Annotated in this window: 16 protein-coding genes; 6 read left to right on the top strand and 10 right to left on the bottom strand. The window is 69.2% G+C overall.

The genetic code is table 11. The features are described from left to right. Positions 1–144: 144 nt before the first annotated feature. The 6 genes from OG884_RS16375 to OG884_RS16350 form a co-directional block, all read right to left on the bottom strand. Positions 145–1,065, bottom strand: coding sequence for a zf-HC2 domain-containing protein (locus OG884_RS16375; RefSeq protein WP_326646215.1), 921 nt, complete (start codon positions 1,063–1,065; stop codon positions 145–147). Continuing rightward, complete coding sequence (sigM, locus tag OG884_RS16370) at positions 1,055–1,702, bottom strand: RNA polymerase sigma factor SigM (protein WP_326646214.1); 648 nt, start codon at positions 1,700–1,702, stop codon at positions 1,055–1,057. The genes OG884_RS16375 and sigM overlap by 11 nt, the downstream gene beginning before the upstream one ends. Before the next feature lie 114 nt (positions 1,703–1,816). After that, positions 1,817–3,343, bottom strand: a complete 1,527-nt coding sequence (locus OG884_RS16365; protein WP_326646213.1) for a protein kinase family protein — start codon at positions 3,341–3,343, stop codon at positions 1,817–1,819. Between the two features lie 195 nt (positions 3,344–3,538). Then, the gene (gene murJ / locus OG884_RS16360) at positions 3,539–5,143 is read right to left on the bottom strand and encodes a murein biosynthesis integral membrane protein MurJ (protein WP_326646212.1); all 1,605 of its coding nucleotides are present in this window, start codon (positions 5,141–5,143) and stop codon (positions 3,539–3,541) included. 21 nt (positions 5,144–5,164) lie between these two features. After that, positions 5,165–7,300, bottom strand: coding sequence for a DUF6049 family protein (locus OG884_RS16355; RefSeq protein ID WP_326646211.1), 2,136 nt, complete (start codon positions 7,298–7,300; stop codon positions 5,165–5,167). Between the two features lie 46 nt (positions 7,301–7,346). Next, entirely contained in the window at positions 7,347–7,868 is a 522-nt protein-coding gene (locus OG884_RS16350) for an aminoacyl-tRNA deacylase (protein WP_326646210.1), read from the bottom strand. 160 nt (positions 7,869–8,028) lie between these two features. Between OG884_RS16350 and OG884_RS16345 the strand changes: the two genes are divergently transcribed. After that, positions 8,029–9,438, top strand: a complete 1,410-nt coding sequence (locus tag OG884_RS16345) for a CCA tRNA nucleotidyltransferase (protein WP_326646209.1) — start codon at positions 8,029–8,031, stop codon at positions 9,436–9,438. Positions 9,439–9,479: 41 nt separating this feature from the next. Then, complete coding sequence (locus tag OG884_RS16340) at positions 9,480–10,721, top strand: adenosylmethionine--8-amino-7-oxononanoate transaminase (RefSeq protein WP_326646208.1); 1,242 nt, start codon at positions 9,480–9,482, stop codon at positions 10,719–10,721. On the opposite strand, the gene OG884_RS16335 is transcribed toward OG884_RS16340, so the two are convergent. Beyond that, positions 10,675–11,973 carry an MFS transporter gene (locus OG884_RS16335; RefSeq protein WP_326646207.1) on the bottom strand — a complete coding sequence of 433 codons (1,299 nt, stop codon included), beginning with the start codon at positions 11,971–11,973 and terminating at the stop codon, positions 10,675–10,677. The genes OG884_RS16340 and OG884_RS16335 overlap by 47 nt on opposite strands. Before the next feature lie 136 nt (positions 11,974–12,109). Here OG884_RS16335 and idi point away from each other — a divergent pair, with 136 nt between their 5' ends. Next, complete coding sequence (gene idi, locus OG884_RS16330; RefSeq protein ID WP_326646206.1) at positions 12,110–12,691, top strand: isopentenyl-diphosphate Delta-isomerase; 582 nt, start codon at positions 12,110–12,112, stop codon at positions 12,689–12,691. Positions 12,692–12,790: 99 nt separating this feature from the next. Here idi and OG884_RS16325 read toward each other — a convergent pair whose 3' ends face one another. Both OG884_RS16325 and OG884_RS16320 read right to left on the bottom strand, forming a co-directional pair. Further along, positions 12,791–13,870, bottom strand: coding sequence for an inositol-3-phosphate synthase (locus tag OG884_RS16325; RefSeq protein ID WP_326646205.1), 1,080 nt, complete (start codon positions 13,868–13,870; stop codon positions 12,791–12,793). A 28-nt stretch (positions 13,871–13,898) separates the two neighbouring features. Next, positions 13,899–14,567, bottom strand: coding sequence for a PadR family transcriptional regulator (locus OG884_RS16320; RefSeq protein WP_326646204.1), 669 nt, complete (start codon positions 14,565–14,567; stop codon positions 13,899–13,901). 640 nt (positions 14,568–15,207) lie between these two features. Between OG884_RS16320 and OG884_RS16315 the strand changes: the two genes are divergently transcribed. The 3 genes from OG884_RS16315 to OG884_RS16305 are packed head-to-tail and all read left to right on the top strand — an operon-like array spanning position 15,208 to position 20,434. Continuing rightward, positions 15,208–17,934: a transglycosylase domain-containing protein gene (locus OG884_RS16315; RefSeq protein WP_326646203.1), complete on the top strand. Its 2,727-nt coding sequence runs from the start codon at positions 15,208–15,210 to the stop codon at positions 17,932–17,934. Next, positions 17,934–19,241, top strand: a complete 1,308-nt coding sequence (locus OG884_RS16310; protein ID WP_326646202.1) for a glycosyltransferase family 87 protein — start codon at positions 17,934–17,936, stop codon at positions 19,239–19,241. Before OG884_RS16315 ends, OG884_RS16310 begins: the two co-directional genes overlap by 1 nt. Before the next feature lie 59 nt (positions 19,242–19,300). Further along, entirely contained in the window at positions 19,301–20,434 is a 1,134-nt protein-coding gene (locus OG884_RS16305) for a hypothetical protein (protein ID WP_326646201.1), read from the top strand. A 95-nt stretch (positions 20,435–20,529) separates the two neighbouring features. Here OG884_RS16305 and OG884_RS16300 read toward each other — a convergent pair whose 3' ends face one another. Next, positions 20,530–21,288, bottom strand: coding sequence for a deoxyribonuclease IV (locus OG884_RS16300; protein ID WP_326646200.1), 759 nt, complete (start codon positions 21,286–21,288; stop codon positions 20,530–20,532). Between the last annotated feature and the right edge of the window lie 14 nt (positions 21,289–21,302).

Here is a 21,302-nt window from a genome sequence, read left to right as displayed (position 1 = left end):
TGATTCCCGCCCGGTGCGCCGAGGGATCCACCGGTGGAAAGGGAAGGCCCGGCATGGACGAATCCATGCCGGGCCTTCCCACGGAGGGCGAGGGCTCAGGCCGCGGATCACCCGCCGCCGATCACCCCCGGGCGCCCTCCCCGATCACTGCCAGCGTGCGAGTCCGGGCTTGCGCACGTCGTCGCACTGCGGGCCCACGACGTGGACACGCACGGTGTTCTTGGCCTGGTTCTGCCAGAAGAGCAGGATGTTGGCCTCCTGCCCGTTGTAGAACCCCTGGTCCACAGCGAAAGGCGACTTGCCGATCTCCGCCGAGACCTGCCGGACACACTTGTCGATCCCGGACTTGTCGGCCGTGCCGACGATGGTCGCGGGGCCGATGTAGTTGAGCAGCGAGCCGCGGAGCTCGGCGTCGGTGTAGTTCCAGTTGCTGTCGGTCAGCGCGTACTGGACCGTGTCCCTCGGCGCGGGCTGGGCGATGGGAGGCCCTGGATCCGGGCCGGACGCGGTGAGCGTCCCGGTCGCCAGCGCGGTCGCGCCGATCACCGCGGCCGCCACGCCCGCCGCCGCGGCGGCGGGCATCGCCCACCGGCGCCGCCGGGTCGCACCGCGACGTCTGGCCGGGCCTGCCGGGCTCGCCGGGCTCGCCGGGATCACAGTGCCGTCGTCGCCGACGATCCCCAGCCGCACGGCCGGCTCAGGTTCCTGCTCGGGGAGAGGAGAACTCTCCCAGGGCGCCGGTTCGGAAGGAGACCTCGTCTCCCACGGCGCGTCACGCATTATGTCGTCCCAGGCCGGTGCTTCCACCAGCCCCACTCCACCTCCACGGAAGCTCTCGGCCTCGGCGGCCAGCGCACGGTCGATCCTCAGCGCGACTCCCATCGGCATGGCCGGTGTGGGCGTCACCGCGAGCATCTCACGGACCGCTGCGAGGTCGGCGAGACTTTCACCACAGGGATCGCAGATCGCGAGATGCTCGCGTACCTGCATGGCCGTGGCGGCGTCGAGGAGCCCCTCGGCCAGTTCGGCCAAGATCTCCAGGTCGTAGTGCGTATCACCCGTCACGAAGTTGTGCTCCCTTCGCGGATGAGACGCGAGACAGGTCTGATCGGTTCCGTAAATGGGAAAGAATCGGGGCGAGTTTCGCCCGGCCACGCGCGCAGCGGCTCTTCACCGTGCCGCTGGGCACCTCCAGTACCTGGGCCGCGTCCTCGATCGAGTAGCCCATCATGTCCACGAGCACCAGCGCGGCGCGCTGGTCGGAGGGCAGCAGCTTCAGAGCCGCGGAGACCTCCATGGACACCTCGCGCTCGGCCGTCTGGTCGAGCACCGGGGTGTCACGCTCCGCGGCCTCGACGAGCTCGTCGTCGGCCACCGGGCGTACCGATTTCCTGCGCATGCGGTCGAGGCAGGCGTTGACCACGATGCGGTGGAGCCACGTGGTCACCGCCGCCTCGCCGCGGAAGCTCCCGGCCTTGCGGTAGGCCGAGACGAAGGCGTCCTGAACGGCGTCGGCCGCCTCGTCGGGGTCGCCCAGCGTGCGCAGGGCGACCGCCCACATGCGGTCTCGATGTCGCTTGACTATCTCACTGAAGGCGTGCGGATCCCCGGCGATGTGCCGGGTGAGCAGGTCGGCGTCGGACACGGGGGCCTTCGCCGTCTGCTGGTCCGCCGCTGGCGGGGTCTCGGGTGGGGAATTCACAAGGAGAGTCCTGCTATACCGGTCCGGGGAGAACACCACTACGGGATAGATGGTGCCACGGATTCTCCGATGATCTGCAATAAGCCACGTAAAACAGATCAAATCGCACTGGTGTCACTTGGTCGTGAGGACCTTTATCTCCTGCACCTGGCCGCGGAACCTCCCCTGGTAGGTGGGCATCTTGGTGAACCAGACGAGCACGTAGCGGCCCTTCTTCGGGTCCTCCGCGGTGTACGTCTTCTTGCCGGAGAGCCCGCTGAACTTCTCGACCACGGCCAGGGCGTCGAGGTCGGCCGAGTCACCGACCCTGAGCTCCGCGGCGCCGCCCGAGGTGCCACCGAAATCGATCGAGACCTGCCTGACCGGGATGCCCTCGCCCATGTCCAGCAGCAGGCCGACACCGTTCTTGAGCCGCCCGAAGTCGGCGGAGTCGTACGTCTCGGAGTGCCAGTCGGTGGACTCCTTGCCGTCGACCGCGCCCGAGGCCCACCTGCTGCCCTCCTCCTTGTCACCCAGCGGGTCGAAGCCGATGACCGATGAGGGTTTCACCTCGCGGGTGGCGGTGGCCACGGTCGGCGTGGGAGTGCTGCCCTGCTCGCCGGTGACCGGGGTGCCGGCGTTGCCGATGCTGCGGCCGAGCGTCCAGGCGCCCAGGCCGACGGCCGCCATCACCAGCAGCACGACGACGGTCATGGCGACCTTGTTGAGCATCCCGCCACCCGCCTGGCGGGGCATCGGACGGGGCTGGTGATGGTGATGGTGCTGGGGAGGGGGCGTGTGGCGCTGGGGCGCCGCGGTGTCGATGCCCTCGGAGCGGGAGGAGGCCACCGGCAGCGCCGTCATGGGCATCGGCGTCGGCATCGGCAGGGGGCTGGGCCGCGACACCGAGGCCAGGGCCTCGGCGAGCTCGGCGGGTGTGGTCAGCGGGGCGGCCCCGCGCCTGGTCTCCGGCAGTATCGTCCGGCAGACGATGGTGTCGAGATAGCCGGGAACCCCCGCGGTGACCTGGCGCGGCGTGCAGAAGTGCCCGTCGTTCATGGGTGCGACGGGCAGGCCGCCGCTGTCGTGCTCCTCACCCGGCCAGTGGCCGGTCAGCCCGGCGTACAGCAGGCGACCGAGACCCTCGGCATCCTCGCGGGCCCCGTCGTCGCAGGTCACGTCGTCCAGGACGGCGTCGACCCCCAGGCCGAGCAGCTTGACCGTGCTGCCTGCGGTCCACACCAGGTGCTCGGGGGTCAGGCGGAGATGGGCGAGGTTCGCCTCGTGCGCGTGTGCCAGCGCCTCGGCGGCCTCGGCGACCATCGCGGCGGCCCGCTCGGGGTCGAGCGGGCCACCCGCGATCATGTCGCCGAAGGTCTCACCGCTCACCCACTCGCTGACCACGTAGGAGTGGCCGTCGTCCTCGGTCGCGTCGAAGACCTGGGTGAGACGGGGATCGGTCAACCGGCTGGCCACCCGGGCCGCCGTGACGACCTCGTTCAGGCGTGGGAAGCCGGGGTCGAAGGTGTGGACGGCGACGGGCCGGGCGAGCACCTCGTCGATGGCCTTCCACAGCGTGGCACCCCCAGACTCGTGAACGCGGTCTTCGAGCCGGAAGCGCTCGGCCAGCTTGGTGCCGGGCTCGACGGTGGGAGAACTCATGAGGACTCCGAAACTGAGAACACGACAGCACCACGCCAGGTCGGCACATCAAGACACATCACATGATGCCGGGTGGATCCGCCCACGCCCTCCTGCTTCCATTAGCCGCATGTCACCACACGTGTCGCACCATGGTAGTCCCGCGCCGGTTCCGCCCGTGTTCGCCTTGTCAGACGTTTGAGACAAGTCTTTGGGTTACCGGCCTACCCGTCCTGCCACCATTCCAACGATCGAACTCACTTCGGGGATGCGCATCCGGTGGGCGATCGCCAAGTAAAGAACCATACCGAGTCCGCCGCCCGCCGCCAGCATGATGGCGGCGCTCAGCGCGTCCAGCCCGGTGAGTTCCTGCGTGACCCAGAGCACGCCGAGCGCCAGCGCCGCCGCGGGAAGCGCGGCCAGGTACATCCGGGACAGCCCGGCGGCCACCCTGCGCCCTCCCAGGCCCTGCACCCGGCGCGAGGCCAGGGTCCAGGCGACCGCGACGCCGACCATGTAGGAGACGGTGAACGCGGCGGCCAGGCCCATCAGGATGTACCGCGCGGGCAGGGCGAAGTAGGCGACGACGCTGAGCGTGGCGTTCACCGTCACGTTGCAGAGGGCGAGGAAGGCCGGGGTGCGGGTGTCGCCGAAGGAGTAGAAGACCCGCAACAGCAGCTGGAAGATCGAGAACGGGACCAGCGCCAGCCCGAAGATCTGCAGCACGTTGCCGATGTAGACCGCCGAGTCGACGGTCATGTTGCCCCATGAGAAGATCAGCACGGTCACCGCGGGACCGAGCACCATCAGCAGCAGCCCGGCGGGCACCAGCAGCATCGAAACCAGCCGCACTCCCGAGGAGAACTCCTCCCTGACCGTGTCCAGATTCCCGTCGGCCACGCCCCTGCTCATCCTGGGCAGCATGGCGGTGATCACCGAGACCGCGATGATCCCGTACGGGAGCTGGAAGAACTGGTAGGCGTAGGAGTAGGCGGCGTTTCCCGCGCCGGGCGCACGCTCGCCCGCGCCGGTCGCCAGCTTGGTGGTGACCAGGAAGCCCAGCTGGCTGATCCCCACGTAGGCGAAGGTCCAGACCGCGGTCCTGCCCATCTCGCCGAGCCCGGCGTTGCGCAGGTCGAACCTGGGCCGGAAGCGGAAGCCGACCCGGTGCAGCGAGATGACCAGCACCGTGCACTGGGCCACGATGCCCGCGGTGGTGCCGAGCCCGAGCAGCGCCAGGTCGGAGTCGGTGACCGTGTTGACGTCGGTGCCCGCCTTGCCCAGCTTCACGTAGTAGACGATCGCGACGCCGATCATTACGACGTTGTTCAGCACCGGCGCCCACATCGGCGCGGCGAACCTGTCACGGGTGTTGAGGATCGCACCGGCGATCGCGCCGATCCCGAAGAAGGCGATCTGCGGCAGGATGAACTGGGCCAGCCTGACTGCCACCTCGGTCTGCCTGGGGCCCCAGTCGGTGCTGTAGAGGCTGATCAGTGGTCCGGCCAGTGCCACCGCGACCAGCGCCAGCAGAGTCAGCGTGACGACCCCGAGCGTCATCAGCCGCTGCTCGTAGGCCTGGCCGCCGTCGGGGTCGGACTTCTGCCGCCGGATGATCATCGGGACCACGACGCTGCTCAGGATCCCGCCGATGAGCAGGTCGAACAGGATGAGCGGGATCGTGTAGGCCACGCTGTAGGCGTCGCCCAGGGCGAAGGTCCCGATGGCCGCGGCGAGCACCGCCGTCCGGACGAACCCGGTGACGCGGGAGACCATCGTTCCCGCCGCCATGATCGCGCTCGCACGCAGAACCCTGCTCATGCGCCATTCCTCCGCTGGGTGTCAGGACTCGGTGCCGGCCGGCTCGCGATCGCGCTTCGGCGGGGGAGCGGCCGCGGGGCGGCGGCCTCCCCGCCGGCGCAGCACGCGCATGACGACGGCGGCCAGCATCACCACGAGGGCCGCCCCCACGATCACCAGGGCGACCCCGGTGTATCCGGTGGTCCGCACGGTCAGCTCGACCGGCTTGCCGTACTTGCGGCCGTCTTCGGTGGTGAGCTGGACCGTCACGGTGGTCTGACCACTGGCGGTCGAGGTCATCGGGATCCGGATGGTCTGGTTCTGGCCGCCGAGGATCATCAGCTGGTCCACGTACGGTTCGATCTTCAGTAGTTTGGGCTGGTCGGAGGTGACCTTGAGGCGGACCGCGACCCGGCTGGCCTCGCCGCTCAGCTCGTTGCGCACGCTGATCGGCACGTCGCCGTTGCTACCGGCCAGGGTGCGCAGGCGCGACTGCTCGCTGCCGGTGATGGAGACCATGGCGATCCGGCTGTCGATCGCCTCCGCGACCTGCTGGACGTACGGCGCCGCGGCGGCGGTCCTGCCGCGCCAGGCCGAAGAGGTCAGGCGGAGCAGCGCCAGGTCGAAGACGTCGAGATCCTGGGCGGTGGTGATCGCGGCGGTCAGGTCGGCGCGGGCGCCGACCTTCTTGACGCCCGTCAGGTACTGCTTGCTGAGCTCCATCCGCCGGTTCTGGTCGGTGTAGGTCAGGTCGGCCCGCGGTGTCGGGGCACCCTTGCCGTGCTTGACCGCGTCGAGCCCGACGGGCAGCAACCAGGGCAGGGTGGCGGCCGTCTCGATCAGGTTGGTCACGTACCCGGGGTCGGGGTCCCAGCGGCGGTGTGGGAGGGCGATCACGGTCCTGGCCGCGGTGACGGGCTCCGAGCTGATCATCGCCGTCTCCGCGATGAACCGCTGGCGGTTCATCAGCGCCGAGCCGGGGGCGGAGGTGTCCGCGCCAACGGTCTCGCTCAGTCTCGCGTCGGCGACCAGGGCGGTGACCGGGCCGTTCACGCTCTCCAGGGCCGCCGAGGCGTCGGGGGTGGTGACCGGGGGCGTCACCGGCGGCAGGTTCAGCACGTTCAGCAACACGGTGTCGACGCCGCCGGTGGCCAGCAGGTCCAGCCCGTCGTAGTCGATCAGACCGCCCAGCGGCCAGTTCACATTGGTGATCACATCGCGGCCGAGGGTCTCCTTGCCGACGATCCTGGCCGCGTTGATGCCGGTCGCGGCGGCGTTGTCGACGCCGTTGTGGGCGAGGGCCGCCACGTCGGGGTCGCCGTAGGGGGTGGCCACCACGGGGTGGTCCGCCACGGCCTCGCGGAAGTCGCTCAGCCACTGGGCGGTCGCGGGGGTCGCGGGACGCTGCTGGGTGCGGTTCTTGGATCTGACCGCGTGCGGCCTGCCCATGGCCCGCGCGTCGTCGAGCAGCGCGGGATCGACCACCCAGGTGAGGCCCTTGGCCGAGGAGGTGTCCTGGGCGATCTTGAGCAGGTCGCCGAGGCGCTTGCCGGGGGCCATGGCCGCGGGCAGCGCCTCGTCCGCGAAGACGCCGTCACCGCTCCGGCGCGGCTGGTCGACGATGGGCAGCACCGTGGCGAGCCGGGTGCGGACCACCCCGGTCTCCTGGGGCATGTAGGTCACCAGGGTCCGCAGGGTGGCGACCTGCTGCCCGTAGGCGTCGCGCACCTCGATCATGATCGGGTAGACGCCGAAGCGGGAGAACTTCAGACCCCCCGGAGTGAAGGCGAACTGCCACGGGAGCTTTCCCGCCGGCGCGATCGGCGCCTGGACGAAACTCTCGCAGCACCATGAACTCAGCTGGGGGATCTGCCCGGCCAGGTAGGCGTCCATCTCGCCACGCTGGGCGAACGGCTGCGGCGAGAACTGCATCCGGATGCGCAGCCCGCTCATGGCCTCGGTGCCCGAGTTGACCAGCGATCCGGAGATCTTGATCTCGGTGGTCGGTTCACGGGGGGCGTCGGGGCCGATGGCCTCCATCACGATCTGGAGACTCAGCCGGCTCGCCGCGGTCGTCTGCGCGGTCGTCTGCGCGTTCGCCGTACCGGAAACGACCACGGCCGCGGGCAGGAGCAGCGTGGTGGCTAGCAGGGCGAGCAGCGTGACCTTGCGGATCACGTGCCGGCCAGGGGTCGAGTACGGCGCACGCCCGCAATGTTATGGCCTAACCGGCGAGGGGAAAGGTCGCGGCTTCCCGCTGGGAACCCTGGCGGGTCAGATCGACGATCCTGCCCGAGACCAGTGTGAGCAGGTGGTCGGCACGGATCAGGAGTGCCGTGTGACGCTCCCCGGTGGGAACGTATACGGGTGTGGCGATGCCGGTGAGCCGCTCGTCCACCAGCACGGTCAGCGTGGCGGGCAGCAGCAGCGGGCAGACCAGGCCCGAGGCGTAGTCGGTGGCGGAGTTGACGGTGAAGGCCGAGGCCGGCCGGACCCGCCGCGCGCCCAGGATGCCGCCGATCAGGCCGGGGCGCGGAGGGGAACCGACGGAGGTGACGATCGCCACGGGCTCGCGGGCCATTCGCGTCGTGACCTCGTAGATCGTGACCGCCACGCAGATCTCGGGGCTCGCGGAAAGCATCTCGGGCAGTTCGTCCGAGCATGTCATCGCGCGCGGAAGGCGTACGATCTCATGATGGACCTGGTGTGCGAGGAGCCGGCGGTGGATCGCGAGCGCATCCTTCATGTGTGTGCTCCTTGCCTCGACGCACGGCCCCCGAGGTTCTCCTGACTGACCGTAACCTGGTGATCGCTTCAGGTGTATTCCCGCAGGGGAACATGTTCCGTAACCGAAGGACCTACCCGGCTTGTCCCTTTCAAATCTGACCCAGAGCCAGCGCCACGGCATGAGCGAGCTGTTCCGGAAGATCGCTCCTGTGGCGGACGAGCTTGGTGAGCTGTTCGCCGCCAAGGGTTACCAGATCGCCCTCGTCGGCGGCTCCGTACGCGATGTCTTCCTGGGCAGGATCGGCAACGACCTCGATCTGACCACGGACGCGAGGCCCGAGACGGTCCTGGAGCTCGTCCGCGACTGGGCCGACTCCATCTGGACGATCGGCATCGACTTCGGCACCGTCGGCGTCCGCAGGGACGGGTGGCTGCTGGAGATCACCACCTACCGCAGCGAGTCGTACGATCCCAAGTCGCGCAAGCCCGACGTCGCCTACGGTGAAACGCTGGAGGGCGACCTGGCCCGGCGTGACTTCGCGATCAACGCGATGGCGCTGCGCCTGCCGTCCCGCGAGTTCGTCGACCCGCACGGCGGCCTCGACGACCTGCACGCCAGGCTGCTGCGCACTCCCGGCCCCCCCGAGCGCTCCTTCGGCGACGACCCGCTGCGGATGCTGCGCGCCGCCAGGTTCGCCAGCCAGCTCGGTTTCGCCGTCGACGAGGCGGCGCTCGCCGCGATGGGCGCGATGGCCGACCGGATCGACATCGTCTCCGCCGAGCGCATCCGCGACGAGCTGGACAAGCTCGTCGGCGGCGATCACCCCCGTGAGGGGCTGAGGATCCTTGTCGAGTCGGGGCTCGCCGGCCACGTGCTGCCCGAGGTGCCCAGACTTCGCCTGGAGATCGACGAGCACCATCGGCACAAGGACGTCTACGAGCACTCGCTGATCGTGCTGGAGCAGGCGATCGACCTTGAGGAGAGCGGCCCCGACCGGGTCCTGCGCTGGGCCGCGCTGCTGCACGACGTGGGCAAGCCGAAGACCCGCCGCCACGAGTCCGGCGGCCGGGTCTCCTTCCACCACCACGAGGTGGTCGGCGCACAGCTCGCCAGGAAGCGGATGACGGAGCTGAAGTTCCCCAAGGACGTGGTGGCCGACGTCTCCCGCCTGGTGGAGCTGCATCTGCGCTTTCACGGGTACGGCACGGGCGAGTGGACCGACTCGGCCGTGCGCCGCTACGTCCGCGACGCCGGGCACCTGCTTGAGCGCCTGCACAAGCTGACCCGCGCCGACTGCACCACCCGCAACCGGCGCAAGGCCCAGGTCCTGTCGCGGACCTACGACCAGCTGGAGGAGCGCATCGCCCGGCTGGCCGAGGAGGAGGAGCTCGGCAAGATCCGCCCCGAGCTCGACGGCAACGAGATCCAGCAGATCCTCGGCGTCCCACCGGGACCGGTCGTGGGCCGCGCCTACAAATTCCTACTGGAGATGCGCCTGGACCAGGGGGTGCTCGGCAAGGAGGCCGCCGCGGACGCCCTCCGCGAGTGGGCGCGGGCCAACGTGCCGGACGCCGGGGTGAACCCCTGAGCGGGACCCCTGACCGGGCCGCGTCCGCCGGCCCGGATGGCGTGATCCCGCACGGCCGCGTCGCCGCACTCGACCGCGAGCACGTGTGGCACCCCTACGCGGCCTTGCCCCAGCCGGTGGCGCCGCACGTGGTCTCCCGCGCGGACGGGGTGCGGCTGACGCTCGCCGACGGGCGCGAGCTCATCGATGGCATGTCGTCGTGGTGGGCGGCCATCCACGGCTACAACCACCCCGGGCTCAACCGGGCGCTGAGAGAGCAGCTGGATGACATGGCGCACGTCATGTTCGGCGGGCTCACCCACGAGCCCGCCGTGCGGCTGGCCCGCAGGCTCGCCGCCATGACCGGTCTGCCGAAGGTGTTCCTCGCCGACTCGGGGTCGGTCGCCGTCGAGGTCGCGATCAAGATGGCGTTCCAGCTCACCGGCAGGGGGCGGCTGCTCACGGTCAGGGGCGGCTACCACGGCGACACCTTCGGGGCGATGTCGGTCTGCGACCCGGTCAACGGCATGCACCACCTGTTCTCCGGCGTGCTGCCCGAGCACGTGTTCGCCGACCGGCCGCCGCGCGAGTACGACGAGGTCTACGCGGCCCGGCTGGCGGACCTTATCGCCAGGCATGCCCACGAGCTGGCCGCGATCATCGTGGAGCCGGTGGTCCAGGGGGCGGGCGGCATGCACTTCTACCACCCGGCCTACCTGCGCCTGCTCCGTGAGCTGGCCGACGAGCACGGCGTCCTGCTGATCGCCGACGAGATCGCCACCGGATTCGGCAGGACCGGAGAGCTGTTCGGCTGCGACCACGCCGGGATCAGGCCCGACATCATGTGCCTGGGCAAGGCGTTGACCGGCGGTTACCTGTCGCTGGCCGCGACGCTGTGCACCGAGCGGGTGGCCCGGGGGGTCGGGGTGCTGATGCACGGGCCGACCTTCATGGGCAACCCGCTGGCCGCGGCGGTCGCGAACGCCTCCCTGGAGCTCCTGGAGGAACGCCCGTGGCGCGAGGAGGTCCGCCGGATCGAGGCCGGTCTTCTCACGGGCCTGGCGGGTGCCGCGGAGGCGCCGGGTGTGCGGGAGGTGCGGGTCCTCGGCGCGATCGGGGTGATCGAGACCCGCGAGCCCGTCGACGTCCCCGTCGTCCAGGACGTCGTCATGCGGCACGGCGTCTGGCTCCGCCCGTTCGGCCGCCTGCTCTACGCGATGCCGCCCTACGCGATCGGCGACGACGACCTGGAGACGGTCACGACGGCGATGACGGCAGCGGCTCGATCACTCGGGCAGGCGTGACGACCCGGTATGCCACCGCGCCCGCGAGATATCCGGCGGCGATGACCACCAGCACGAGCGTCGATCTGCCGTTCGGCGGGAGCAGCGCCGCCGCCAGGGCGGCGGCCAGCACGTAGCCGCCGTTGAAGAGCATGTCGTAGATGGAGAAGGCCCGGCCCAGGTAGGCGTCCTCGACGTCCCGCTGGACCGCGGTGTCGGCGCAGATCTTGATGCTCTGCCCGGCGATGCCGAGCACGAGGCCCGCGGCCGCGAACCCCCACTGCTGGAACGGCGCGCAGAGTGCGAACGTCAGCACTCCGGCGGTGACCAGCATGGCCGGGACCCACCGCTCGATGCCGAAGCGCTCGGTGGCCCAGGGCGTGACCAGGATGGCCAGGAAGTAGCCGAGCCCGGAGGTGGCGACCACGACGGAGACCGCGTTCAGCGCGTCCTCGGCGTTCTCGGCGAAGTAGTAGCGCGACAGCATCACGAGCATCGCCGTGCACATGCCGTACACGAAACGGTGGGTGGTCATCGCGCCCATCGCCGCGGCGGCGGCCCGGTGGCGGACGAGGTACCGCGCGCCGTCGATCAGGCCGCTCAGCACGTGGCGCACCGCCTTGCGGGCCTGTGGCCGGTCGGGGTCGTAGGCGGGGCCGAGCAGCCGTCTGTCCATGGTCCTGGCGATGAGCGCGCTGAGCCCGAAGATGAGGCCGGAGACGACCAGCAGCACCGCTGTGCCCCGGTGGTCGGAGCCGAAGATCGCCCGGAGGAGGTAGCCGGCGCCCACGCCCACGAAGGTGAGCACGGTTCCCGAGGTCGGGGTGACCGCGTTGGCCACCATCAGCCGGTCGGCCGGTACGACGTGCGGCAGCGAGGCCCCCAGAGCGGCCAGGAAGAACCGGTTCACCCCGAGCACGCCGAGTGCGGCGGCGTAGAAGATCGCGTCAGGGGCGTCCGCGGCGACGAGCGCCGCGGTCGCGAGCAGCAGCAGCCCGCGGACCAGCGGCGCGATGACCAGGATCTGCCGCCGTGACCAGCGGTCGATGAACACCCCGGCGAAGGGGCCCAGGATCGAGTACGGCAGCAGCAGCACGGCCAGGCCGGCGGCGATCTCCACCGCGCTCGTGCTCTTCTCCGGGCTGAAGAACGCGAATCCGGCCACGGCGAACTGGAAGATCCCGTCGGAGAACTGCGAGACGAGACGAGTCCCGTACAGCCTCCGGAAGTCTCGACCTTCCAGGACCACGCGTAGGTCGGATATGAAAGACACCCGCTCACCCTATGTGGGACCACCCCCGGCGGGCATCGGGAACATCCCTGAATGTACAGGTGGGCATTACCGACCTTTACCTACGTATCGTCGAGTGGGGCGCGGTGAACCAACATGATCACGTACCCTCGGTCGAGTGACACCTGATGAACACGTTGTGCTCGTCGACACCGAGGGAAACGCGATCGGCACGGCGGCCAAGGCCACGGTGCACGGTCTCGACACTCCCCTCCACCTGGCCTTCTCCAGTTACGTGTTCGATGAGCAGGGGCAGGTGCTCCTGTCCCGACGCGCACTACACAAGATCACTTGGCCGGGGGTGTGGACCAACAGCTGTTGCGGCCACCCCCTGCCGGGCGAGCCGCTCGCCGAGGCGGTGACCCGCAGGCTCTCCCACGAGCTGGGTCTCGCGGCCGGCCAGGTCGACCTGCTTCTGCCACGTTTCTCCTACCGCGCGGTCATGGACGACGGCATCGTCGAGCGGGAGTTGTGCCCGGTCTATCGGGTGATCGCCGCCTCCGAGGTCGCCCCCAACCCCGACGAGGTCGAGGACGTGCGCTGGATGCCATGGAAGGAGTTCACCGACGGAGTGCTCAGCGACCGCCTGGCGATCTCCCCGTGGTGCCGTGAGCAGGTCCCCCAGCTGATCGAACTCGGCGTGGACCCGCTCGCCTGGCGGACCGCCGACCCCGCCGATCTCCCATCCGCCGCCCGCTGACTCAGGAGCCCCACGCAGACCCACCGGCGATCCTCATACGGCGAGAGCCCCCGACCCGTCACCCGGGTCGGGGGCTCTCGCCGTATGCGGGCCGATCGGTCAGCGCTCGACCTCGCCGCGGATGAACCTCTCCACGTAGTCGCGCGCCTCGTCGTCGGAGTACTGCTCCGGCGGGGACTTCATGAAGTACGAGGAGGCCGACAGGATCGGCCCCGAGATACCCCGGTCAAGGGCGATCTTGGCGGCGCGGACCGCGTCGATGATGATGCCGGCGGAGTTGGGGGAGTCCCAGACCTCGAGTTTGTACTCCAGGTTGAGGGGGGTGTCGCCGAAGGACCTGCCCTCCAGGCGCACGTACGCCCACTTGCGGTCGTCAAGCCACGGCACGTGGTCGGAAGGACCGATGTGCACGTCTGCCTTCTGCATCTCGTGCGGGATCTGCGAGGTGACCGACTGGGTCTTGGAGATCTTCTTGGACTGCAGGCGCTTGCGCTCCAGCATGTTCATGAAGTCCATGTTGCCGCCGAAGTTCAGCTGGTACGTGCGGAGCAGCTCGACGCCGCGGTCCTCGAACAGCTTGGCCATCACGCGGTGCGTGATCGTCGCCCCGACCTGTGACTTGATGTCGTCACCGACGATCGGGACCCCGGCGTCGACGAACTTCTGGGCCCAGGTGGGGTCGGAGGCGATGAACACCGGCAGCGCGTTGACGAACGCGACCTTCGCGTCGAGGGCGCACTGGGCGTAGAAGCGGTCGGCCTCCTCCGAGCCCACCGGCAGGTAGGAGACGAGCACGTCGACCCTGCTGTCCTTGAGGATCTGGACGACGTCGACCGGTGCCTCGTCCGACTCCTCGACCATCTCCCGGTAGTACTCGCCCAGACCGTCGAAGGTGGGGCCGCGCTGCACCGTGACGCCCAGCGGCGGCACGTCGCAGATCTTGATCGTGTTGTTCTCCGAGGCCACGATCGCCTCGGACAGGTCGCGGCCGACCTTCTTGGCGTCGACGTCGAACGCCGCGACGAACTCGACGTCGCCGACGTGGTAGTCGCCGAACTTGACGTGCATCAGGCCCGGCACCCGGGCACCGGGGTCGGCGTCCCGGTAGTAGTGCACGCCCTGTACGAGCGACGTGGCGCAGTTGCCTACACCGACAATGGCTACGCGCACCGAACCCATGGCACTCGCTCCCCTTTGTTCTTTGTGGTCAGTTGTCTTCCGGGGTGGCAGGCCGCCCCGTCGTGCCCGTCCCGGGCTCGGGCGCCCGGGACGTCTCCTCCCGCGCAGGTCGCTGCTCCTCGTCCGGCGGCGACGCTCGCCGTTCGGTGGCGATCAGCTCATTCAACCAGCGCACTTCGCGTTCGACCGACTCCAGGCCGTGACGCTGGAGCTCAAGGGTGTAGCTGTCCAGGCGCTCGCGCGTGCGGGCCAGTGCCGTGCGCACGCCGTCCAGGCGTTCCTCAAGCCGGCTGCGCCGGCCCTCAAGGATGCGCAGGCGCACCTCCGCCTCGGTGTGCCTGAAGAAGGCGAAGTGCACACCGAAACTCTCGTCCTCCCAGGCCGAAGGGCCGGCCTGGGTGAGCAACTCGTGCAGGCGCTCCTTGCCCTCTGCGGTCAGCCTGTAGACGATCTTCGAGCGGCGGCCGGGGAGCGCGATGGGGCTGTCGGCGTTGGCCGCGGCGGCGTCGCCGTCTTCGATGATCAGTCCGTCGGTGAGCAACTGGCGGAGGCACGGATAGAGCGAGCCGTAGGAGAAAGCCCGGAACATGCCGAGCAGGGCGTTGAGCCGTTTGCGCAGCTCGTAGCCGTGGAGCGGGGTCTCGTGCAACGACCCGAGCACGGCCAGCTCCAGCACCCCGCCACGTCCGCCGGCCACCGGAAACCACCACCTCTCGCGTCGATGTATCGAACCGATACATCCACAGGATACGTCCATTCAACATAACCCTGCAATCGGCGACTTTCCCAAGAGGTTGGGAGCAAACAACAAAAAGCCGTAGTCTGACGCCTATGTGGTCACAACAGGCGGAGGTGGGGCACGACCCCCGCACGGCGTGGACCGCTTTTCAATACGGGGAATCCCACGTCAACGTGGGAGAGGTCTGCCAAGGTTGTTGTCGAAACCAGCTGACGATCTCGTTTGTCCTCGGGAACGGAGATCCACCCGAATGGGCCGGCTACCAGTGAGCCAAGACGGCGAGATCTCCGGCGATCAGGAGGTAGTCTCGCCCGCCTGCACGCCGTCGTAGACCCCGATGACCGAACGAGGACGCGTGAGTTACAGCCACAGCAATGACCCGGAGCCGAACGGGCGCCAGGAGGGCGCCGACGGGTCGGCTCGTCAGGGGCGGCGCCGTCGCTCAGGCCCAGGAGCCGCTCCCCGTGCAGTTCCCCCTTCACAAAACTCCCAAACCGGCGGCGCGGGCTGGGATCAACAGCAGGGTCGGCAGCCGCAGGGCACGGGGGCCGACAACCGGACCACGATGATGCCCCAGCCCGGTGGGATGCCTGGTGGGATGTCCGGTGGGATGCCCTACGCCGGTGGCGCGCCCCAGCACCCGGGGGCCCAACCCCGGCGCGGCGCGGGCGCTCCGGGCGAGATGCCCGCGCGCGAGCCCGGCCCGCAGGCAGGAGCGCCTCGGCGCGCCCCCGGGCCGCCCGACGGGATGCCTCCGCGAGAGCCCGAACACAGGGGCGGCGAGCTCCGTCGCCGTGACACCGACCCGCCAGGCCGCCGGGCCGAGGCCGCGTTCGAGGACACCCAGGCGATGCTCGCCGCCCAGGCGGGAGCCGGTTCGAGATCCGGCGAGGGCGGCGCGCGCAGGCGCCGCGCCGGGCGCGGCGCGGGCGGTCCCGGAGGCAAGGAGGTCCCCCCGGGCCCGGGCGGGCCCGGAGGCCCCGGTGGGCCCGGTGGACGCGGTCCCGGTGATGGCGAGGACGAGCCCGAGACCAGGCGGTGGACGCGCTTCCTGCCCAACTGGAAGATCGTGATGGCCAGCTTCGTGGTCCTCAGCGCCGGTGTCTTCGGCATGATCGCGGTGGCCTACGCCAACACGCCCATTCCCGAGACCGCGCAGGCCGACGTGAACGACCAGGGCAGCGTGGTCTACTACCGGGACAAGAAGACCCCGATCGCGCGGCTCGGCGTCAAGCGCACCCCGGTGAAGATCAGCCAGATTCCCAAGCACGTCCAGGACGCGGTGATCGCCCTGGAGAACAAGAGCTTCCGCACCGACAGCGGCATCGACTTCGCCGGCATGGCCCGCTCGGTATGGAGCACGGTCAGCGGTGCCCAGCTCCAGGGCGCCTCGACCATCACCCAGCAGATGGCCCGCAACTACTACGACGGCCTCAGCCAGGAGGTCTCGGTACAGCGCAAGATCAAGGAAATCTTCGTCGCCGTCAAGATCAGCAAGACGCTGGAGAAGGACGAGATCCTTGAGCGCTACCTCAACCTCATCTACTTCGGCCGCAGCGCGTACGGCATCCAGGCCGCCTCGAAGGCGTTCTTCAACAAGAACGTCGGCCAGCTGACCCCGCAGGAGGGCGCCTACCTGGCCGGTCGGATCCAGAACCCCGACGCCTTCGACATCCAGGAGAAGGCCGGCAAATACGCCGCGACCAAGGAGCGCTTCACCGCCGCGCTCGGGAACATGGCGGAGATCGACCCCACCGCGTACGGCAAGTACGCGGGAAGCTCCTTCGAGGACCTGAAGTTCGCCAAGGTCAAGGTCTCGCAGACCTTCAAGGGGATCAAGGGCTACATGCTCAACATCGTCTTCCGGGAGCTCAAGGGGCGGGGCATCACCCAGGAGAAGCTGGAGACCGAGGGCTTCAAGGTCTACACCACCTTCGACAAGAAGATGATGGAGGAGGCGCAGAAGGCGGTGAAGGCCCGCACCGCCGGCCTGGAGTCGACCATTCACGCCAGTGTCGCCTCGGTGGATCCGAAGAACGGCCGGGTGCTCGCCTTCTACAGCGGCGACGACTTCGTCAACGACTTCAACAACCGCGCCTTCGACTCCACCAAGCAGGCGGCCTCGGCGTTCAAGCCCTATGTGCTCGCGGCCTGGCTGGAGAGCGGCAGGTCGCTCGACAGCTACGTCGACGGCATGGCCACGATCAAGATGCCCGGCACCACTCCGATCAGCAACTCGGGGAACACCGCGTTCGGGGTGATCAATATGATCAAGGCCATGGCCAGCTCGGTCAACACGGTCTTCGTGCAGATGGGTGAGGCCGTCACACTCTCCGAGGTGGCGAGGATCGCCAAGGAGGCGGGGGTCGGCGAGACCGCCAAGTACAACCCCTCCTACAAAGGCAAGAACGCGGTCGACTACGCGGTCGACGAGCAGAAGTACCAGGTCACCATCGGCAGCGCCTCGGTCACCGCGGTCGAGCAGGCCGCCGGTTACTCGATCTTCGCCAACGAGGGCAAGCACGTCGACTGGCACACTGTCACCAAGGTGACCAAGATCGACGGCTCCCCGGTGCTCGCGGAGCAGGCCGCGGTGCGGAATGTCATCAGCCCCGAGTCTGCGGCCGACGCGACGGTCGCGCTCCAGGCCGTGGTCAAGGGCGGCACCGGCGGTGCCGCCAACATCGGCTCACGGCCGGTGGCAGGCAAGACCGGCACGAACAACGGCTACAAGGACGCCTGGTTCGTCGGGTTCACCCCGCAGATCGTCACCGCGGTGGGCATGTCCAAGGACGTGCCCTACAACAAGCCGCGTGACGCCGAGGGAAGGCGCAAGCTCAAGGTCGACAAGTACGGCCTGCCGAACCGGAAGATCAAGGTCGTGCACTGGGACGAGGAGTCCATGCCCTCCTTCATCGGCGGCGGTGGCACCCCGACCCAGATCTGGCACGACTACATGCAGGCCGTGACCGCCAAGGACGAGGTCGTGCAGTTCCCGCCGAGGGCCAACGTCGGCTCGCAGAGCAACCTGGCCACGCCCAAGCCGACGCCCACCGCGACGCCGACGATGGAGGACAACCCGTTCCCCGACGACGACGGCGGCGACGGTGGCTGGCCCGACGACGGTGGCGGCGAGCCGGACAACCCCGACGGCCGTGAGTGCCTGCCCTGGGACGGTTCCTGCGACGTCGGTGACGACGGCTCGGTCGACGGTCCGCCGAACGGTGAGATCACCGAGAACGGTGCCCCCGGCGCGGTCGGGGCGCCCGGTGCCCCCGGCGCGGCGATCATGCCGACACCCACCGCGAACGGACGACGCCCCTGATGAAGAACCTCCTGTCGTCGCGGCGCTCGCTACCCGAGTTCGGCACCCGGGCCATCCCGTATGTGCCCCTGGCCCTGTTCGCGGGGCTGGGGGCGATCCTGGCCTGGTTCTGGAAGTGGCCGTGCCGCGTCGACGGGGCGTGGAACGACGGGACCCTGCAGTTCACGAACTTCTGTTACACCGACATCTATCCCCTGTGGTGGAACGAGAAGCTCAACGAGGGCAAGATCCCCTACTTCGACTACCCGGTCGAGTACCCCGTCGGTATCGGCGGGATCATGGAGTTCTTCCGCCGGATCGTCGCACCCCTGACCGACCAGGGGACGGCGTTCTACGACCTCACGGTCATCCTCATGGCGCTCTGCCTGGTCGTCGGCGTGCTGCTGATGGCCGCGCTGGCCGGTCCGGTCAGGCGCTGGGACGCGCTCTGGTACGCCTTGGCCCCCGGGCTGATCCTCACCGCGTACATCAACTGGGACCTGGCGGCGGGCGCCCTCGCGCTGGGTGCGCTGCTGGCCTGGTCGAAGCGGAAACACCTGCTCGCGGGTATTCTGCTCGGCCTGGCGATCGCCACCAAGTTCTACCCGCTGATGTTCCTCGGCCCGCTGTTCCTGCTGACACTGCGTACCGGCAGCTGGGTGCCGTTCCTCAAGATGCTCGGCGGCGTCGCGGGATCCTGGCTCGTCGTCAACGTGCCGATCATGGTGTTCGCCTTCGACGGCTGGAAGAGGTTCTACGTCTTCAGCCAGGAGCGGGGGGCCGACTGGGGCTCGCTCTGGTACTTCTTCAACCAGAAGCAGTGGCCGATCCTCGGTGACGCCGAACTCGTCGACAGGCTGGGCGTCGTCTCCCTCGCCGGGTTCTGCCTGGCGATCGCCGTGCTCACCGTGACGGCCAGGACCCGCCCGCGCCTGATGCAGCTCTGCTTCCTCACCCTGGCCGCGTTCATGCTGACCAACAAGGTGTGGTCGCCGCAGTACGTGCTCTGGCTGATCCCCTTCGCGGTGCTGGCCAGGCCGAACTGGAAGCCGATCGCGCTCTGGCAGCTCGCCGAGTGCTGGTACTTCTTCGCGATCTGGCTCTATCTGGTCGGTATCCAGCCGGGCAACGAGGCGCTGGGCATCGCCGGCGACACCTACTTCACCGCGGTGTGGGCCCGCGCGATCACCATTCTGATCATGATGGCGTTCGTGGTGAGGGACATCCTCGTCCCCGACAAGGACGTGCTTCGCCAGGACGGGACCGACGACCGGGCGGGCGGCGTCTTCGACGGCGCACCCGACCGTTTCCGGCTCGCGCTCTCCTAGCGCCGGGAAACGGCGTGAGTCTGGCGGCCGGTCGAGATGATCCGCGACAATCCCAATTTGTGATCAATCCTGTCGAGCCCCCGCGCGACACCGCGAAGGAAGGGCTGCTGCTCTGGCTGGCCTCCAGGCTGGGAATCGTCGCACTGGTCGTCGTCGGCACCCAGGCGATGATGGAGGGGGACGCGGTTCCGCCGCCGTTCCTGGAGCGCTGGAAGCACTGGGACGCCGGCCTCCTGGCCACCATCGCCGAGCACGGTTACGGTGGTGCCCCCGGCAGCGAGCCTGACGAGGGGCTGCCCGCCTTCTTCCCCGGGATGCCCCTGGCGCTCCGCGCGGTGCACCTCGTGGTCGGCGACTGGACGGTCGCCGGGCTGCTGATCTCCTTCGTGGCCGGCGCCGTCGCGATGATGGCGCTCGCCAGGCTGGCCGAGTTCGAGGGGCCGCCGGGGACCGGCCGGCGCGCGGTGCTGGCGCTGCTGCTCTGGCCGATGGCGGTGTTCCTGTTCGCGGGCTACAGCGAGTCGCTCTTCCTGGCATTCGCCGTCCCCGCCTGGCTCGCGGCGCGCAGGGGACGCTGGCCGCTCGCCGCGGCCCTGGCGGCGGGCGCCTCCTGTGTGCGCATCACCGGCCTGTTCCTCGCCCTCGCGCTGATCGTGGAGTTCTTCGCCCGGCGGCGGCCCGTACGGCAGCTCGTGCGGCAGGCCGGCTGGCTGGCGCTCCCGTTCGTGCCGCTGGTGCTCTACTCCGCCTACCAGCACTCCCGCACCGGCGACTGGCTGGCCTGGAAGAGCGCACAGGAGGCCGGCTGGGGCCGGCACATGGTGTGGCCCTGGGAGTCGCTGATCACGACCTGGAACTCGGCAATGGGCGAGGGGCGGTTCGCCTGGGCGTTCCGGCTTGAGATCGCGGGGGCGATCGTCGGGGTCGTGCTCGTACTGGTCCTGCTCTACCTGCGGAGGTGGAGCGAGTTCGTCTACGTGGGGCTCCAGGTGGGTGCCCTGCTCTGCTCCGCCTACTACCTGTCGGTTCCGCGCTCGGCGCTGCTGTGGTGGCCGCTCTTCATCCTGATCGCGAAAGCGAGCGGCGGGCAGGCACCGTGGCGGCAGTGGATCATCGTCGTCTATGCCCTGGTGGTGGGCCCGCTGATGGTCCTCAACGCGCTGATCTTCGCCGACGGCGCCTGGGTGGGCTGAGCGTCGGGAGCAGCTCCCTACCCATTTCCGAGGAAAAGTAATCCCACCAAGTTATCCACAGGCTGTGGACGGACTCTCCCGTCCAAGGTTTCGCGCTAGAGCTTCGACCTGAGAAAGGCGATGTCGGCGGCCTGGCCGTCAAAGGGTGTCTCCACCACGATCGGCGCGTTCGCGCTCCGGCACACGCTCAGGATGAGCTCGGGGTCGATCTGGCCCGCTCCGAGGCTCGCGTGCCGGTCGGCGCCGGAGTCGAAGGCGTCGCGAGAGTCGTTGCAGTGGATCAGGTCGATCCTGCCGGTGATCGCCATGACCCGCTCGACCACGTCCACCAGATCCTCGCCGCCCGCGTGGGCGTGGCAGGTGTCGAGGCAGAAGCCCACATCGAAGCCGTCGAGCACGTCCCAGAGCCGGGCGATGCGCTCAAGCTTGCGCGCCATCGCGTTGCCGCCGCCCGCGGTGTTCTCGATGAGCACGGGGATCCGGTGCTCCTCCAGGCGCTCGAACACCTTGCGCCAGTTGTCGAAGCCCTTCTGCGGGTCGTCTCCGGCCCCCACGTGCCCGCCGTGGACGATCAGCCCCCTGGCGCCGAGCTCGGCCGCCGCGGCGAGATGCGAGCCGAGCAGCTTGCGGCTGGGGATGCGGACCCGGTTGTTGGCGGTCGCCACGTTGATCACATAGGGGGCGTGGACGTAGACCTGCACGTCCGAATCCTTGATCTCCAAGGTCTTCTCACCGATGACCGGCCCCTTCCAGCCCTGCGGGTCACCGAGGAAGAACTGCACGACCTCGGCGCCGCGCGCCCTGGCGTGCGCCAGCGGGTCGTCCTGGTCGACATGAGCTCCGATAAGCGGCATGTATCCGAGCCTAG

The organism is Streptosporangium sp. NBC_01755, from assembly GCF_035917995.1.
Lineage (GTDB): Bacteria > Actinomycetota > Actinomycetes > Streptosporangiales > Streptosporangiaceae > Streptosporangium.
This window is presented reverse-complemented; position numbering and strand designations above follow the sequence as displayed.